Source organism: Moraxella sp. CTOTU47616 (assembly GCF_032017465.1).
GTDB classification, from domain to species: Bacteria; Pseudomonadota; Gammaproteobacteria; order Pseudomonadales; family Moraxellaceae; genus Faucicola; species Faucicola tetraodonis.
The window spans coordinates 1-16,374 of sequence record NZ_DALZPU010000002.1 but is presented as its reverse complement, the minus strand read 5'-3'; the positions used below and the strand labels follow the sequence as shown (position 1 = coordinate 16,374).

General features: G+C 44.6%; 12 protein-coding genes and 1 pseudogene. 10 read left to right on the top strand and 3 right to left on the bottom strand.

Translation table 11 applies throughout. From position 1 onward, the window contains the following. The first annotated feature begins 7 nt into the window (after positions 1–7). Together RTS10_RS02180 and RTS10_RS02175 are read left to right on the top strand one after the other, a co-directional pair. On the top strand, positions 8–1,585 hold the full coding sequence (locus RTS10_RS02180) for a DHA2 family efflux MFS transporter permease subunit (RefSeq protein ID WP_312539022.1): 1,578 nt from the start codon (positions 8–10) through the stop codon (positions 1,583–1,585). A gap of 153 nt (positions 1,586–1,738) precedes the next feature. Beyond that, on the top strand, positions 1,739–3,787 hold the full coding sequence (locus RTS10_RS02175) for a potassium transporter Kup (protein WP_312385400.1): 2,049 nt from the start codon (positions 1,739–1,741) through the stop codon (positions 3,785–3,787). 68 nt (positions 3,788–3,855) lie between these two features. Here RTS10_RS02175 and xseB read toward each other — a convergent pair whose 3' ends face one another. Together xseB and xseA are read right to left on the bottom strand one after the other, a co-directional pair. Beyond that, positions 3,856–4,050 carry an exodeoxyribonuclease VII small subunit gene (gene xseB, locus RTS10_RS02170; RefSeq protein ID WP_036603655.1) on the bottom strand — a complete coding sequence of 65 codons (195 nt, stop codon included), beginning with the start codon at positions 4,048–4,050 and terminating at the stop codon, positions 3,856–3,858. A gap of 21 nt (positions 4,051–4,071) precedes the next feature. Further along, positions 4,072–5,589, bottom strand: a complete 1,518-nt coding sequence (xseA, locus tag RTS10_RS02165; RefSeq protein ID WP_312539021.1) for an exodeoxyribonuclease VII large subunit — start codon at positions 5,587–5,589, stop codon at positions 4,072–4,074. Between the two features lie 276 nt (positions 5,590–5,865). On the opposite strand from xseA, the gene RTS10_RS02160 reads away from it, so the two are divergent. From RTS10_RS02160 to RTS10_RS02145, 4 genes and pseudogenes are all read left to right on the top strand, one after another. Continuing rightward, positions 5,866–7,014, top strand: coding sequence for a sulfate ABC transporter substrate-binding protein (locus RTS10_RS02160; protein ID WP_409455575.1), 1,149 nt, complete (start codon positions 5,866–5,868; stop codon positions 7,012–7,014). Positions 7,015–7,238: 224 nt separating this feature from the next. Next, a complete protein-coding gene (cysT, locus tag RTS10_RS02155) occupies positions 7,239–8,141 on the top strand; it encodes a sulfate ABC transporter permease subunit CysT (protein ID WP_312539020.1) in 903 nt (300 codons plus the stop codon). Further along, positions 8,138–8,992, top strand: coding sequence for a sulfate ABC transporter permease subunit CysW (cysW, locus tag RTS10_RS02150; RefSeq protein WP_076776614.1), 855 nt, complete (start codon positions 8,138–8,140; stop codon positions 8,990–8,992). Before cysT ends, cysW begins: the two co-directional genes overlap by 4 nt. A gap of 42 nt (positions 8,993–9,034) precedes the next feature. Then, positions 9,035–9,745: pseudogene (locus tag RTS10_RS02145) on the top strand (sulfate/molybdate ABC transporter ATP-binding protein); the annotation flags it as partial. 204 nt (positions 9,746–9,949) lie between these two features. Here RTS10_RS02145 and sat read toward each other — a convergent pair. Then, a complete protein-coding gene (gene sat / locus RTS10_RS02140) occupies positions 9,950–11,206 on the bottom strand; it encodes a sulfate adenylyltransferase (protein ID WP_312523665.1) in 1,257 nt (418 codons plus the stop codon). A gap of 267 nt (positions 11,207–11,473) precedes the next feature. On the opposite strand from sat, the gene RTS10_RS02135 reads away from it, so the two are divergent. The 4 genes from RTS10_RS02135 to cysG all read left to right on the top strand — a co-directional run bounded on the left by RTS10_RS02135 (position 11,474) and on the right by cysG (position 16,109). Continuing rightward, the gene (locus RTS10_RS02135; RefSeq protein ID WP_312385405.1) at positions 11,474–13,183 is read left to right on the top strand and encodes a nitrite/sulfite reductase; all 1,710 of its coding nucleotides are present in this window, start codon (positions 11,474–11,476) and stop codon (positions 13,181–13,183) included. A 3-nt stretch (positions 13,184–13,186) separates the two neighbouring features. Beyond that, the gene (locus tag RTS10_RS02130; protein WP_099834026.1) at positions 13,187–13,762 is read left to right on the top strand and encodes a DUF934 domain-containing protein; all 576 of its coding nucleotides are present in this window, start codon (positions 13,187–13,189) and stop codon (positions 13,760–13,762) included. A 219-nt stretch (positions 13,763–13,981) separates the two neighbouring features. After that, positions 13,982–14,617, top strand: a complete 636-nt coding sequence (locus tag RTS10_RS02125) for a phosphoadenosine phosphosulfate reductase domain-containing protein (protein ID WP_219332841.1) — start codon at positions 13,982–13,984, stop codon at positions 14,615–14,617. Positions 14,618–14,705: 88 nt separating this feature from the next. Continuing rightward, positions 14,706–16,109 (top strand): siroheme synthase CysG, encoded by a 1,404-nt coding sequence (cysG, locus tag RTS10_RS02120; protein WP_312539018.1) that lies wholly within the window; start codon positions 14,706–14,708, stop codon positions 16,107–16,109. The last annotated feature ends 265 nt before the right edge of the window (positions 16,110–16,374 follow it).

Below are 16,374 nucleotides of genomic sequence, written 5' to 3'. Positions count from 1 at the left end.
GTGAAAAATGGCGGAAGCAATTTCACCCACTATGGATACCGAGCAGCTAGCGGCTGATAGTCAAGCCCGTAGTCAGCTAAATCAGCCCGCGCCTTTATCAGGGATGCCGCTTGCGATTGTGACATTTGCGCTATCGATGGCGGTGTTTATGATGGTGCTTGATTCGACCATTGCCAATGTGGCATTACCGACCATTGCAGGGGATTTGGGTGCGGCGACCTCGCAAGGTACATGGGTGATTACCATGTTTGCCGTGTCCAACGCGATATCTATTCCCCTCACAGGGTGGTTGGCTCGTCAGTATGGCTCGGTCAAAGTGTTTTTGGTGTCGGCAAGTTTATTTGTATTTTGTTCATGGCTATGCGGGGTGTCCCATAGTTTGACGATGCTGATTATTGCCAGGGTGGCGCAAGGTGCAGTAGCAGGTCCGATGATTCCACTGGCACAAAGCCTATTATTACAGTCTTTTGCGCTTGAAAAACGGGCAATGGCGCTTGGATTATTTGCTATGGTGGTCGTCACCGCGCCGATATTAGGTCCGATTTTGGGCGGTTATATCTGCGACAATTATCACTGGGGCTGGATATTTTTTATCAATATTCCGATTGGTATTGTCGCCATCATTTTGGCATGGCAACAACTTAAAGACCGCGAAACGCCTGTCATCAAGACCGATATTGATAAAGTAGGCCTTGTTTTGATGATTGTTGGGGTGGGTGCACTGCAGTTTTTCTTGGATCGTGGGCGTGAGCTCGATTGGTTTGCTTCCCCTGAAATCATTGCTTTAGCCGTCATTAGCGTTTTATGTTTGAGTTATTTGATAATTTGGGAGCGCGGTGAGGAACATCCGATTATTGATTTGTCGATTTTTCAAGACCGCAATTTTACCATTGGCACATTGGTGATTAGCTTGGCATTTTTGCTATATATGGGCGCCATTGTGCTATTGCCCGTCATGCTGCAGCAGACCATGGGCTATACCGCGGTTTGGGCAGGGTTGGCAGCCGCACCGATTGGTATTTTCCCGGTGTTGTTGACGCCCTTAATCGGTAAATACGCGCGAAACATTGATATGCGCATCTTGGTGACGTTAAGTTTTTTAATTTATTGTGCCACCTTTGTATGGCGCAGTGATTTTAATCCGCAAATGACGTTTTGGGATGTGTTTTGGCCGCAGTTTATCCAAGGACTGGGTACCGCCATGTTTTTTATGCCACTAACCACCATTGCACTCTCCAATATTTCGCATCATAAAATGGCGGCAGCGACAGGGATTTTTACCTTTGTGAGAACCTTGGCGGGCGGGATTGGCGCTTCAATGGTGATGACTGTGTGGGAAAGACGCAGCAATCATGCGCATACTTATTTGACCGAAAGTATCACCCAAAATTCCAATTTTGATGCGTGGTCAAAAAGCCTGCAAGCGTCTGGCATGAGTTATGAGCAAACGCTGGCGCTCATCAACCAAAATATTAACCAACAGGCGCTGATTATTGGCTCAAATGAGGTCTTTTATGTGTTTGGCTTGGTGTTCTTATTATTGATTGGTATGATTTGGCTTGCCAAACCGCCATTTCACCATTAAAAATAAGGGTTTAGGTTGCTTATCTCAAATTGACGCTAATAAAATGTTACTATCGTCAAGTACATAGATAACTTTGGTTACAAAATATAATTTAACCGCAATTTTATAATTCGACTTATAATAATCCATCTTATCAAATTGCGTCGTTAATTTATGAGTAAAGCACATGCTAAAACCTCGGTTCCTGCACTGACATTAGGGGCAATCGGGGTCGTTTATGGCGATATCGGTACCAGTGTACTGTATTCAGTAAAAGAAGTTTTTAATTCTGGTCATGTCGCCTTTAACGTTGCCAATATCTATGGGGTGCTGTCGTTATTTGTATGGACTATCACCATCATCGTCAGTCTCAAGTACATCTCGCTGGTGCTACGTGCCGACAATAAAGGGGAAGGCGGTCTGATTGCGATGCTCGCCTTGGCATCAAGCGCGGTGAAACATCGCCCAAAATTGCACGCAATCATTATGACCATGGGGATATTTGGTACTTGCTTGTTTTATGGCGATGGGGTGATTACCCCATCCATCTCGGTGCTATCGGCAGTAGAGGGTTTGACGGTGGTATCGCCACGCCTGCATAGTGTGGTGATACCTGCCACACTGACCATTTTGTTCCTGTTATTTTTTGTGCAAAAATTTGGTACCAAAGGTATTGGTAAGCTGTTTGGACCTGTGATGGTGCTATGGTTTTTGTTGATTGCTGGCATTGGGGTTTATCATATCCAGCACAATGTCGAAATCTTGCAAGCCATCAATCCCATCTATGCTTATCAGTTTGTGGTGACCAATCCGACACTCGCCTTTATCATCTTGGGGGCAGTTGTCCTGTGTGTGACAGGCGGTGAAGCTTTGTATGCCGATATGGGGCATTTTGGCAAAAAACCGATTCGTATCGCTTGGTTTTCCATTGTCATGCCCGCCTTGTTGCTCAATTATTTCGGGCAAGGCGCATTTTTACTCGCCAACCCTGATGGCAAATCCAATCCCTTCTTTTTGATGATTCCAGATGCCATGCGTATTCCGATGGTGGTAATGGCAACATTAGCGACAGTGATTGCGTCACAAGCGCTGATTTCTGGAGCGTTTAGTATCACCAAACAAGCGGTGCAACTGGGCTTTTTACCGCGTATGCGTATTGTGTATACCAATGTCAAAGAAGTGGGTCAGGTGTATATTCCAGCGATTAACTGGGGCTTATTTATCGCCATTGCGTTTGCTGTGGTGATGTTTAAATCGTCGGGTGCGTTAGCGGCCGCTTATGGTATTGCGGTTTGTACGGATATGCTGATTACCACGATATTGACCTTCTTTGTGATTCGCTATGCGTGGAAATACCCTTTGCTACTGTGTATTGCTGCGACCTCATTGTTCTTTGTGGTGGATTTCTTGTTTTGGGCGTCAAATCTGCTGAAGCTGCTCAAAGGCGGCTGGTTCCCATTGTTGTTAGGGGGCGTCATGTTTGTGCTCATGATGACTTGGCGAGATGGGCGTAACTTGGTGAGAATTGCCCATACCACAAGACAAATTAACTTAAAAAATTTCTTGGATGACTTGTTTGGTAGTTTTACCAATAAACGCTTACAAATAGCTTTGGAGTCGACGCAAGGCAAATTAGAAAAGCTGACCCAAGATATTGAAAACGCGCCACTTGAGAATATCCAAGAGCTGCAAAATCAGCAAGCGGTACTGCAAGAGAAAATCTTAATCAACCAGCGCTGCCAAGTGCTGTTTGAAAATATCAAAAAAATCAAAGGCATTGCTGTATTTATGGTCTCTGAAGTCGATATCGTACCCGTGGCGTTGAAACAAAACTTAAAGCACAATAAATGCTTGCATGAGTACAATATCTTTGTCACCGTTAATACCTTAGAAACCCCTTGGGTGGGTCTTAGCAAACGTAGTGAAGTGACCTATTTGGGACACAATTGCTGGAAGGTGGTGCTCAATTTTGGCTTTAAAAATGACCCTGATGTGCCAGACTCACTCAAACACATTCAGCAATTTAACTTTGATTTCGATCCTGCCAAGGTGAGTTATTTCTTATCCCATGAGGCGGTGGTGGCATCTGAGAGTATTAAAGGTATGGCGTTATGGCGTGAAAAATTGTTTGCCCATATGCACCGTAATGCCGGCACCGCGGCTGAGTTTCTAAAACTTCCTAGCAACAATGTGGTAGAAATGGGTGCCAAAGTAGAAATTTAAATGCCCAACTAAAAAGCCATTATCCTTCGATAGTGGCTTTTTTTTCTGCTTTTCTGCTTGATTGAAACTTAGTCTGTTTCAAATGCTTGATTAAGCGAGGCTTCAACGGCATCAATCCGCGCTTGGCATACTTTATAGGCGTCAATGGACTGCGCTACAATAGTCATCAGCGCGTCAATATTGGGCTCTTGACTGTTTTGCAAGAGCTGTGCATTTGTTTTTAACACCTCATAGGCGCTTTTAAAATCGGTTGGCTCGGTCATGGTTATTCCTTGATGGATAGGTCAGTTTTTTGATTGTTTGGCATTGACAGTGGCTTGTAGATAGCCATCTTGTAATTCAATGGTTATGGTTGTATTGGGTTCAACTTGGGCAATCGAAGTCATCACCGTATTTGATGTAGGATGCGAGGTTCGGATAATCGCATAGCCACGGGTTAATACGGTCGACGGATGCTGTAACAATGTCATCTCACGCAGTTGGTTGGTCGATTGACGAGCCGTGGTGATTTGCTGATAAGCAAGTTGGCGAATCTGTACAAATTGGTTGTCCATGGCAAGTTTAGCGGCAGATAATTGTCGCTGCGCTGCCGATTGTATCTTGGTAAGTTGTTGTTCGCTATCACGGCGTGCCTGCATGATGCTGGACTTAGCAATTTGCTCGATAGTCAAAAAATGTTGTTTGGCAGCTTGGGTAATAGTGAGCAGATGATTGCGAATGCCTGCGATAACCTTGGATGGGGTATCAAAACTTTGATGTGCCACTTCATCTAGCATGACGCGGTCGCGCTCATGACCAATGCCGACCCATACCGGTATCGGCTGCTCCGCCACCAGCGCGGCAAGTTCGTAATCATTGAGATAGGCCAAATCGCCCACCGCGCCACCACCCCGGATAATCACTATCAAATCTGTGGTAATATGCTGCTTGCTCAGATTTTTCATGCCTTTAATGAGGGCTTGGCGGATATCTTCAGGGGCGTGATTGCCTTGAAAGGTGGCGTGCTCATAATGAAAAATACACGCTCCTGTGCTGGCGAGCCTATCGGCATCCGCGCGAAAATCGCCTAGCCCTGCAGCTTTTTCAGGGGCGATGACGAGCACATGCTCAATATCAAACGGCATGGGGAGCGATTGATTGAGATCGAGCAGCCCTTCTTCATGCAGCCTGGTTAAAATCATTTGGTATTGCTTTGCCAAATCGCCCAGTGTGTAAGTGGGGTCGATATCGACGATGTTTAGCGAAAAGCCATATTGGGCATGGAACGTGGCTGAGACTTTGAGCAATACATTCAAGCCTCGCTCAAGGCTCATGCCAGTGTTTTTTTCAAACTTTGACAGTACTTTGGCTGCTTGACCACGCCATAGCGTGCCGCGGCAGCTGGCGGTGACTTTGCCATCCATATCTTTATCCGCCAATTCAAAATAGTAGTGACCGCCTTTGGCTGACAGACTACGGATTTCAGCTTTTACCCAAACGGTATGGGCAAACGTTTCACTAATCACCAACTGCACAGCGGATAGATAATCGCTCAGTGATAATACAGTATCGCTTAACGCCTGTTGCAGTTGGCTATCGCGATCTTGAATGGCTAATTGTTCGCTAAAGTCATAATCGTTTAAGTTATCAACGCTTAAGTTATCAACACTGCCACGCTTTGCAGTTGCTTTATTGTCATCCTCACTATCGTCAAGCAGCGCCAAAAATACGTCATCAGCCTGATTTAATGGAGTGGTTTGCAAATCCAGTCGTGCGAGCTGATCTTCAATTGATTTGATAACGGTTTTGGAAGCTTTTGCCATGGAGAATTCTTGATAACTAAAAATAAAATTGTAGGCGAAAATGATAACGCTGGCAACGTGACATTTGTGATTCAGGTGCGATTCAGGTGTAATACAGGTTGCTAAATTTTTAATTTTAAATATTACATTATATTTTATGATGTAATATTCAGAAGTGGAATATGAATAAAGAATAATATTGTTTTTTTTGTCGACGCTTTTTTTGTAAAATAGTATGAATAAATTTAGCATTTAACATTATATATTGATTTTTATACATTGAGATGAGGGGTGACCATGATGACTGTTAATTTTCAAAAAAAAACTAAGGTTCAACACAAAACCGTAGCCGTGCTATCAAGTCTAGCGTTATTAGGCGTGAGCCTAGCGGGCTGTTCACGTGCGCCCACCCAGCAAGACCAACAACCCGCTTCAGGTCAAGCCGCTACGCAATCAAATGCAGGCGCGAGCGATAAAGGCGGTATTAAACTGCTCAATGTCTCCTATGACGTTGCGCGTGACTTTTATAAAAGCTACAATCCCCTGTTTATCAAAGACTATGAAACCAAAAATAGCGGCAAAACCATCGATATTCAGCAATCGCATGGCGGCTCTAGCAAACAAGCGCTCGCAGTTGCCAATGGTCTGCAAGCGGACGTAGTGAGTATGAACCAAGGCTCAGATGTGGAGCTATTGGTGAAAAAAGGCTTGGTAGCGCAAGATTGGCAAAGCCAATTCCCAAACAAAGCAGTACCCTATACCAGTGCCATCGTGTTTTTGGTGCGTAAAGACAATCCAAAACAAATCAAAGACTGGTCTGATTTGGCAAAACCAGGGGTACAAATCGTACTTGCCAACCCAAAAACCACGGGTAATGGGCGTTATGCCTTCTTAGGCGCGTATGGCTACGGCTTACATAGTTTTAATAAAGATGAAAGCAAAACCAAAAACTTTGTCAAAGCGTTGCTCAAAAATGTACCGGTGTATGAAAATGGTGGGCGTGCGGCGACTACCACGTTCTTACAACGTCAAATTGGCGATGTGTTAGTCACCTTTGAAAATGAAGCCAACCTCGCGGTTAAACAGTTTGGTAAAGGCGATGTGCAAATTGTCTATCCAAGCTACACCATATCAGCAGAAAACCCCGTGGCGATTGTTAAATCAGTAACCGATAAAAAAGGCACCAACGACGCAGCGAAAGCGTATCTTGATTATTTATGGAGCGAGCCTGCCCAGCAATTGGCAGCAGATTTATACCTGCGCCCAAGCGATGCTGCGGTACTGGCTAAAAATCAAGATAAATTACCCGCGCTTACCACCTTTAGTCCCAATGCCGAATTTGGTAGCTGGACGGATATCATGACCAAATACTTCAAAGATGGGGGTGTCTTTGATCAACTAGCCAGCCCAACGAGCACCATAGCATCGGCACCTGCGGCAAAATAATTTGCTGTTTTTATCTAACAAAACCAGAGTTCGGCTCTGGTTTTTTATTCTAGCTAAGAATATTTAAAGCGCATAAATATAGTTTGGAAATTCAAAGTGAGATGGTACTATAGCCGTGCTTAAGATTTTGGGTACAGAATTGTTTATTTCGTATCTTTATTTTTGTACGTTTATTAGTTTAAATTCTGACGTCGCCTACCGATTATTAGTAAAGGAAGCCCTGCATGGCAAGCATCAATGCTAACCATCAAGCCGATTTAACCTCAAACAATCAGCCTAAAACACCCTTAAAACGCAATAAAAAGCGCCATATCATGCCGTTTTTTAATTTGAGTTTGGGCATTAGTGTGTTGGCATTGTCGATTATCGTGCTGTTGCCATTTGTGGCGATGGTAATGACAGCCGCCGATATTGGCGTGGCAGGCTTTATCAAAACCATTGCCGAGCCGCGCGTCAAGGCAGCGATTGAACTGTCGCTAAAAATGTCATTGCTAGCGACATTGACCAATTTGGTGTTTGGTACGCTGATTGCATGGGTGTTGGTGCGCTACGAGTTTTGGGGAAAGTCGATTTTAAATGCGCTCGTCGATTTGCCCTTTGCCTTACCAACGGCGGTAATGGGTATTTCGCTAGCAACCTTATACGCGCCCAATGGTTTAATCGGGCAGTTTTTTGCGCCATTCGGCATTAAAATTGCTTTTACCCCGATTGGTATTTGGTTGGCGCTGATTGTGGTGAGTTTGCCGTTTATTGTGCGTGCGGTGCAACCTGTGCTTGCGGAGCTGTCGCCAGAATATGAAGAGGCGGCGTCGGTGCTGGGCGCTGGTAGATTGACAACTTTTAGGCGGGTCATCTTGCCGGAGTTGTATCCTGCCTTGCTGATGGGCTCAGGCATGATGTTTGCGCGGGCGACAGGGGAGTATGGCTCGGTGATTTTTATTGCGGGTAATTTACCGATGAAATCTGAGATTTTGCCGTTAATCATTATTGGTAAGCTTGAAAGTTTTGATGTACAGGGGGCTGCCGCGGTTGCTTTGTTTATGTTGATGATTTCGTTTGTGATTTTATTTGCCATTAATGCCTTGCAGTGGCTATTAACCAAACGTATGGGCGGGGCAAGTGTATGATAGATAGCAGCCAATATCCTTACCAAACCCAAGCCGCAACCCGTGAGCCGAAATGGCTACGTTATACCTTAATTGGTATTGCGGTGGCGTTTATGACGCTCATGCTAGTGATTCCGCTGATATCGGTGTTTTATGAAGCATTAAAATCTGGCTGGCAGTTGTATGTGGCTGCCCTGACCGATCACGAGGCATTATCGGCTATCAAGCTTACCTTGATTACGGCGCTGATTGTGGTGCCGATTAATACGGTGATTGGGATTGCATTAGCCTGGCTATTGACCCGATTTGATTTTAAAGGTAAACAATTCCTCACCACGCTGCTAGATTTGCCATTTTCGGTGTCACCTGTGGTCGCAGGCTTGATGTTTGTGGCACTACTGGGCGCCAATACTTGGCTTGGCGGCTGGCTAGAATACTTTGGTTTTCAAGTGATTTTTGCCATTCCCGGTATCGTGCTTGCCACCATGTTTGTGACTTTTCCATTCGTGGCGCGTGAAGTGATTCCGCTGATGCAGTCGCAGGGCAGCAGTGAAGAGCAAGCGGCATTAACACTCGGTGCCTCAGGCTGGCAAATGTTTTGGCGGGTGACGCTGCCCAATATCAAATGGGCATTGCTATACGGTATTATTTTGACCAATGCCCGGGCGATGGGTGAGTTTGGCGCGGTGAGTGTGGTCTCAGGTCATATTCGCGGTGAAACCAATACCATGCCGCTATTGGTTGAGATTGCCTACAATGAATACAACATGACGGCGGCGTTTGCGTTGTCGAGTTTGTTGGCGTTGTTGGCACTCGTTACCTTAATCGTGCAGCAGGCGTTGACTAAACGTCAGTCTGCCAATGATGAATAACATTGATGCAATTTAAAAAGTAAAAAAAGTTAAGAGAATACCATGAGTATCGAAATCCGTGATATCACCAAACAGTTTGGTCGCTTTACTGCACTACAACCGATTAATTTAACCGTACCGACGGGCAAATTAACCTCGCTCTTGGGACCTTCAGGCTGCGGTAAGACAACCTTACTGCGCATCATTGCAGGGCTTGAGCTTGCCGATACGGGGCGTATTTTGTTTGATGGTGAAGATGTGACCGATGTGCCTGTCCAGCAGCGTCATATCGGCTTTATGTTCCAGCATTACGCGTTATTTCGCCATATGACCGTGTTTGATAACGTGGCGTTTGGCTTGACCGTCATGCCAAAAAACAAACGCCTAAGCAACGCGGAAATCAGCAAAAAGGTCAATCATCTGCTGGAGCTGGTGCAACTATCCCAAACCGCAAAAAAATACCCGCATCAACTCTCAGGCGGTCAGCGTCAGCGTATCGCATTGGCGCGTGCATTGGCGGTAGAGCCAAAGCTGTTGTTACTCGATGAGCCATTTGGCGCCCTCGATGCCAAGGTGCGTAAAGAATTACGCGCTTGGCTGCGCTCAATTCATCATGAGCTCGGTGTCACCAGTATTTTAGTGACCCATGACCAAGAAGAAGCGGCAGAATTATCCGATGAAATTGTGGTGATGAACCAAGGTCAAATCGTGCAAATTGGAGATTATGAGACGCTAGTCAATCATCCTTCGAATCATTTTGTTGCCAATTTTCTGCAAGATTCGCACGTCGAATATGTGATTTAGCTTAGTTAAATTTAGCCTTAATTAAATTTAGCTCAGTTAAGCAATGTTAAGCAATAAAAAAAGAAGCCCCGTGCTTCTTTTTCATTGCTAATTTTTTTGCTAAAGGTTAGATAAAAAAAAGGGTATTATCACATACCCTTTTTATCGATTGATAAGCGTTAAACCTCGCAATAATTATTTTGCAGAGTGACCTGTCAGCTCAACTTTATGTTTTTGATGATCTTCTAAGCCTTCATAGTAGTTACGAAGTACCGCTAACACTTCTGGACGGCTGAAGTTATCAGGCACGTCTTCCCCTTCAGATAGGGCTTTACGCAATTTGGTACCTGAGACTTTGACATGATGACTGGCATCGTGTGGACAAGTTTTGGTCGATGCCATCGAGTCACAAGCGTCACACCAGAATGTCCAGTCAATTTTTAACGGTTGGGTGATTAAATCATTCGGTTTGAGCGTATCAAAAATATGCTGCGCATCAAACGCGCCATAGTAATCACCCACGCCTGCATGGTCACGCCCGACAATCAAATGGCTACAACCATAGTTTTGACGAAATAAGGCATGTAATAATGCTTCACGTGGACCGGCATAGCGCATATCCAGTGGATAGCCTGCTTGGATGACCGTGTCTTTACGGAAGTAATGGTCGATTAATGTACCAATGGCTTCTTGGCGTACGTCTGCAGGAATATCCCCAGGTTTTAATGCGCCAAGCAATGAATGAATGAGTACGCCATCACAGATTTCAATGGCGATTTTGGCAAGGTATTCATGTGAGCGGTGCATCGGGTTACGGGTTTGGAAAGCAGCGACGGTTTTCCAGCCATTTTGAGTAAAGATGTCACGGGTTTGTGCCGGAGTGAGGTAGATATCACCATATTTGCTCGGGAATTCGCCTTCGCTTAACACCACCACATCGCCAGCTAGATTGACATCACCTTGTGCCATTACCATGGCAACGCCGGGATGCTCAAGCTCTGTGGTGCCAAAGACGGTTTGGCATTCGTGCGCTTTATCAATGCGGTATTTTTCGCTTAAGGTCAAAATCCCCATGATTTCACCTTGGTATTCCAGCGCAATGTCATCACCTGGGTTTAGCGTATCGGCAGTGGCAGTATCGGTCGATAGGGTAATAGGAATGGGCCAAAATACGCCCGCATTGTCGCCAGTGGTTAAATGCATATTGTCACATACGCTTTGCCAGTCTGCTTGGTTCATAAAACCATCTAGCGGGGTAAAGCCGCCAATACCGAGCATAATCAAATCACCGGCTTCACGGGAGCTGATTTGGATTTTTGGGAGATTTTTGGCTTTTTGCTGGGCAGCGGTTAGCGCATCGCCTTTAAGTAATTTTTCTTTTAATGTGTCACTACCGTGCGGTGGTACTAGTTGGCTTAGAGAATGGAGAGTTGAAGTGGCGCTTTGGCTCATCGGATTTCCTATATTAGCGGGTCAAAATTAACGTGTCAAAAAAACAGACGGTTCAAAAAAATTAAGGTAGCGTATAATAGAATATTACGGTTCGCAATAATAAATGCAGTAACTCGATATATTTATGTAAAAATGGAATTTACTAAAAACCCCTTGGGCATTTATGATAGGCAGGTTAAAATTTCACCCAGTTGAAATGGCTGCAAAAGCTAAAAGTTTTAAATTTAATTTGTAATTAGAATTTGTATTAGTGACATAGGAATCCGCATGTATAAATACAACGCAATTGACCAACAATTGGTAGACGATCGGGTCGAGCAGTTTCGCGACCAAACCCGACGTTTTTTGGCTGGCGAGCTCAGTGAAGAAGCGTACTTGCCATTACGCCTGATGAACGGTCTATATATTCAGCGTCATGCGCCGATGCTTCGCGTGGCGATTCCTTATGGTCTGCTTGCGACGTATCAACTGCGTAAACTTGCCGACATCAGCGAAAAATACGACCGTGGCTATGGTCATATCACCACCCGTACCAATATGCAATTTAACTGGCCAAAATTAGAAGAAGTACCCGATATTTTGGCAGAATTGGCATCGGTACAAATGCATGCGATTCAAACCTCGGGCAACTGTATCCGCAATACCACCACTGACCAGTTTGCCGGTGTGACGGCTGATGAAATCGCCGATCCGCGCCCGTATTGTGAAATCATTCGTCAATGGTCAACGTTTCACCCAGAATTTACCTATTTACCGCGTAAATTTAAAATTGCAGTCATCGGTACTTGCTCAGACCGTGCAGCGACACAGCTGCATGACATTGGCCTGCATGTGGTCAAAAATGACGCAGGTGACATTGGCTTTGAAGTGATTGTGGGCGGTGGTCTAGGGCGCACGCCTGTGATTGGCAAAGTGATTCGTCCGTTTTTACCTGAACGCCATTTACTCTCTTATTTAGATGCCATCTTACGTGTCTACAACCAATACGGTCGCCGTGACAATAAATACAAAGCGCGTATCAAGATTTTAGTTGAAAGTATGGGCGCCGAAGCGTTTTCACGAATCGTGGAAGAAGATTGGGAAAAACACAATAAAGACGGTGCATTAACACTGACAGCTGAACAAATTGAACACGCCAAAACCTTCTTTCCACAGCCGGCGTACCAAACATTCAGCCAACAACAATTACAAGCTAGCCAAGACAAACTGGCTACCCAGTTTGAAGATAGCGAGTTTGTGCGTTGGTTTAACCAAAATACCCGCGAGCATAAAGTCAAAGGCTATCACGTGGTGATTATCTCACTCAAACATTTTATGCAAGATACCGGCGATATCACCGCTACCCAAATGCGCGTGGTGGCTGATTTGGCGGATAAATACAGCTTTGGTGAAGTGCGCGGCACCCATCATCAAAACTTGGTGCTCACGGACGTCAAACTTGAAGATGTATATGACGTCTATCAGGTGCTCAAACAATACCACCTTGCCCGCCCAAATATTGGCTTATTGACGGATATTATCTCATGCCCAGGCTTTGACTATTGTTCATTGGCCAATGCCAGCACCTTAAATATCGTCAACCAAGTCAACCAATATTTCCAAGACGCAGACTTTGTCCATGATATTGGTGAAATTCGCCTAAACATGTCAGGCTGTATGAATGCCTGTGCGCATCACCATGTCGCAGATATCGGTATTTTGGGTGTGGACAAAAAAGGCGAGCATTGGTACCAAATTTCGCTCGGTGGTAGATCGGGTCAAAACGCCAAATTAGGCGATATTTTGGGCAAATCCGTGCCTGTCGATGCGGTTGCGGCGACGGTGGATGATATCCTGCAAGTCTACCTTAAATATCGCCAAGCGGCGGATACCGACTTTGGTAGCGAAACATTTGCCGAAGTTGTTGATCGTATCGGTATTGAGCCATTTAAAGAGTATGTATATCGTGACAAATCAGAACAGCCGGTGGAGGGATAAGCCATGGCACTTATTAACCAAAGCCAAGTGATTGATAATGTAAAGTCAGTCAGCGTGAGTATTCATGAGCAAAAAATCGAGCATATCGACCCATCCCAGTATGCCTCAGATATCACTGAAATTTTGGTAGACTATCGCCCTGTCGAATTTAGCGAGAAAAATCCGCCAAAACCGCAGTTAGAAGCGGATGATTTGGTAGCGCTTTCCCATCGGTTGGGCGATAAAAAACTGGGTATTATTTTATCGGGTGCTAGTGATTATCAGTTTTTGCACCAGGACTTTGTCAAAGTGATGCCGCTACTGTCGGTGATTGTGATTGATTTTCATGGTTTTCGTGATGGACGCGGTTATAGTTTAGCGCAAAAAATCCAGCAACACCCCAGTTATACCCCCGCTATTGTGTTGCGCGCCAGCGGTGATATCTTGCCAGATACGTTGCAGCTGCTCACCGAAGTAGGGTTTAGTGAGTTTGATATTGATGACAGCGATTTTAACCCCAGTTGGTTTGATTATTTTGTCGATATCAAACACCGCTATACAGGTCGCAGTGTGACGCAATTGCCGATTTTTGCCAATTAATTGTTGAATGATGCTAAGATTGAGCGAATCTAAGGGTTCGCTTTTTTAATGTTAGCCAGTTGCTACCTTATCCTTTTTAACTTCTGGTTTCTGCATTTCCAGTCAATTTGTTAATTCTAAATTTTCATAATAATATCATTAAAAATCATTTTTTAAACATCGCATAATTGATTAGCATAGCGTATCCCAATTTTTCACCATAAAACATCAGGAAATCCAATGAGCAATAAATTAAATATCGATCTAGACAAAGCTAACGCAGAATTGAATGGCAAAACCCCAGAGGAAATCATTGCTTGGGCACTGGCACAAGGTAGTAATCCTATCATCACTACCAACTTTCGCCCTTACGAAGTGGTACTGTTAGAGATGGTTGCCAAACAACGTCCTGATATCAAAGTATTGTTCGTGGATTCTGGCTACAACACTGAAGCCACTTACCGCCATGCGCAAGATTTGATTAAACGTCTAAACTTAAACGTGATTACCTACTTGCCACAACAAACCGCAGCTTGGCGTGATGTCGAGTTCAATGGTGTACCTAGCGTCAATAACCCAGCGCACGCAAAATTCACTGAGCAAGTCAAACTTGAGCCATTTGGACGTGCGTTAAAAGAAATTGCCCCTGATGTATGGATTAATGCGATTCGTAAAGACCAAACAGAATTTCGTCAATCGCTTGACGTGTTGTCAGAAAGCAAAGACGGCGTATTAAAAGTAGCGCCATTGTTCCATTGGTCAGAAGATGACCTAGAAGCTTACTTAAAAGAGCATGATTTGCCAAATGAACATGACTACTTTGACCCAACCAAAGTTGAAGAGAACCGTGAATGTGGTCTACACACACAATTATAATTTTTGATCGGCAGTATGTATGATAATGTTAAGCTGAACTTCGGTTCAGCTTAATTGTTCTTGTCACTATCTAATGTTGAGAATGTCTATGAATACCTTACCGCTATTTTTTAAATTAGAAAATCGCCCCGTACTCGTGGTTGGCGGTGGGGAAGTGGCACTGCGTAAAGCAGATTTGCTCGATAAAGCTGGCGCGACAATCACCTTTGTCGCACCCAGCTATGAGCCAAGACTGACCGAACAATTTAGCGATTCTCGTCATCAATTGATTAACGATGTTTATCAGCAAAAATATTTGGATAAACAAACCATTGTCATTGCTTGTACCGATGATGAAACGGTGAATGCACAGATTTTTCATGACTGTGAAGCCCGTTTTATCCCAGTCAATGTTGTCGATAATCCACCGCTATGTACCTTTATCTTTCCTGCCATCGTTGACCGCAATCCGATTACCATTGCGGTATCCAGTGCAGGCAAAGCCCCTGTGCTGGCAAGACTGCTGCGAGCCAAAATCGAAACAGTCGTGCCACCGCAATATGGTGAATTGGCAGGATTGGCAGGTAGATTTCGCGATAAAGTGAAAGCTGCATTGCCCAATGTGACGGCTAGACGTAAATTTTGGGAGCAAGCCTTTGAAGGGCAAGTGGCGGAATCGGTATTTGAGGGTAATTCAAATAGCCTAAGCAAAGCTGAAGACCAACTTGAAACTCTGCTACAACAGCACGCCAACAACCAACCGACAGATAAAGCCCAGCTTGGTAAGGTGTATATTGTGGGTGCAGGGGCAGGCGATCCTGATTTGCTAACCTTTAAAGCGCTACGATTGATGCAACAAGCGGATGTGGTATTTTATGATAATTTGGTTTCAGCGCAGATTCTTGATCTGTGCAGGCGTGATGCCACCAAAATCTACGTCGGCAAAAAAGCCAGTGATCATGCGGTAAGGCAAGAAAAAATCAATGAGCTACTCGTGGAACAGGCGCAGCAAGGAAAACGCGTGTTACGCCTCAAAGGTGGCGACCCGTATGTATTTGGGCGTGGCGGCGAAGAAGCCGAGCAATTGGTTGCAGCTGGGATTAACTTTGAAGTCGTGCCGGGGATTACCGCAGCCACCGCGGCGGCAAGCTGTGCCGGTATTCCATTGACTCACCGTGCGTATGCGCACTCTGTCAAGTTCGTTACCGCCTCTCTTAAGACGGATACCATCAATGAAGACTTTGCCAGCTGGCTTGATGATAACCAAACCGTGGTTTTTTATATGGGATTAAAACAGCTTGATAAATTGACGAGTGGCTTGATTAACGCAGGAAAAAATCCCACGACGCCGATTGCGATTGTGTCCAATGCCAGCTTGCCGCATCAGCAAGTATTGACAGGCACGCTTGAGACCATCGTGGCAAAACAAGCCGAGGCAAACTTGCCCGCCCCAGCGATTTTGATTATGGGCAATGTGGTTAAGCTACATCACAGACTTAATAAACTATCTTAATAAACTATAGCAATCTTTAATTGATGGGGTATGGCAGTTAAAAAAGCTTGCAGATTGTGGTAAATACTTATAACTTAGATATCCGTTAGAAAAATTAACGAATTGGTCAGATAACAAAAATATTTTTGTCACAATTTAATATGACGTTTTTGTGAAAGGATTTATGTATATTGTAGCCATACATATTATTTGTATCTGCTACAACATCAACTAGGTTGTGTTGAACATTTAATATACAAAAGGACATAATGAGGAAATTTTGATA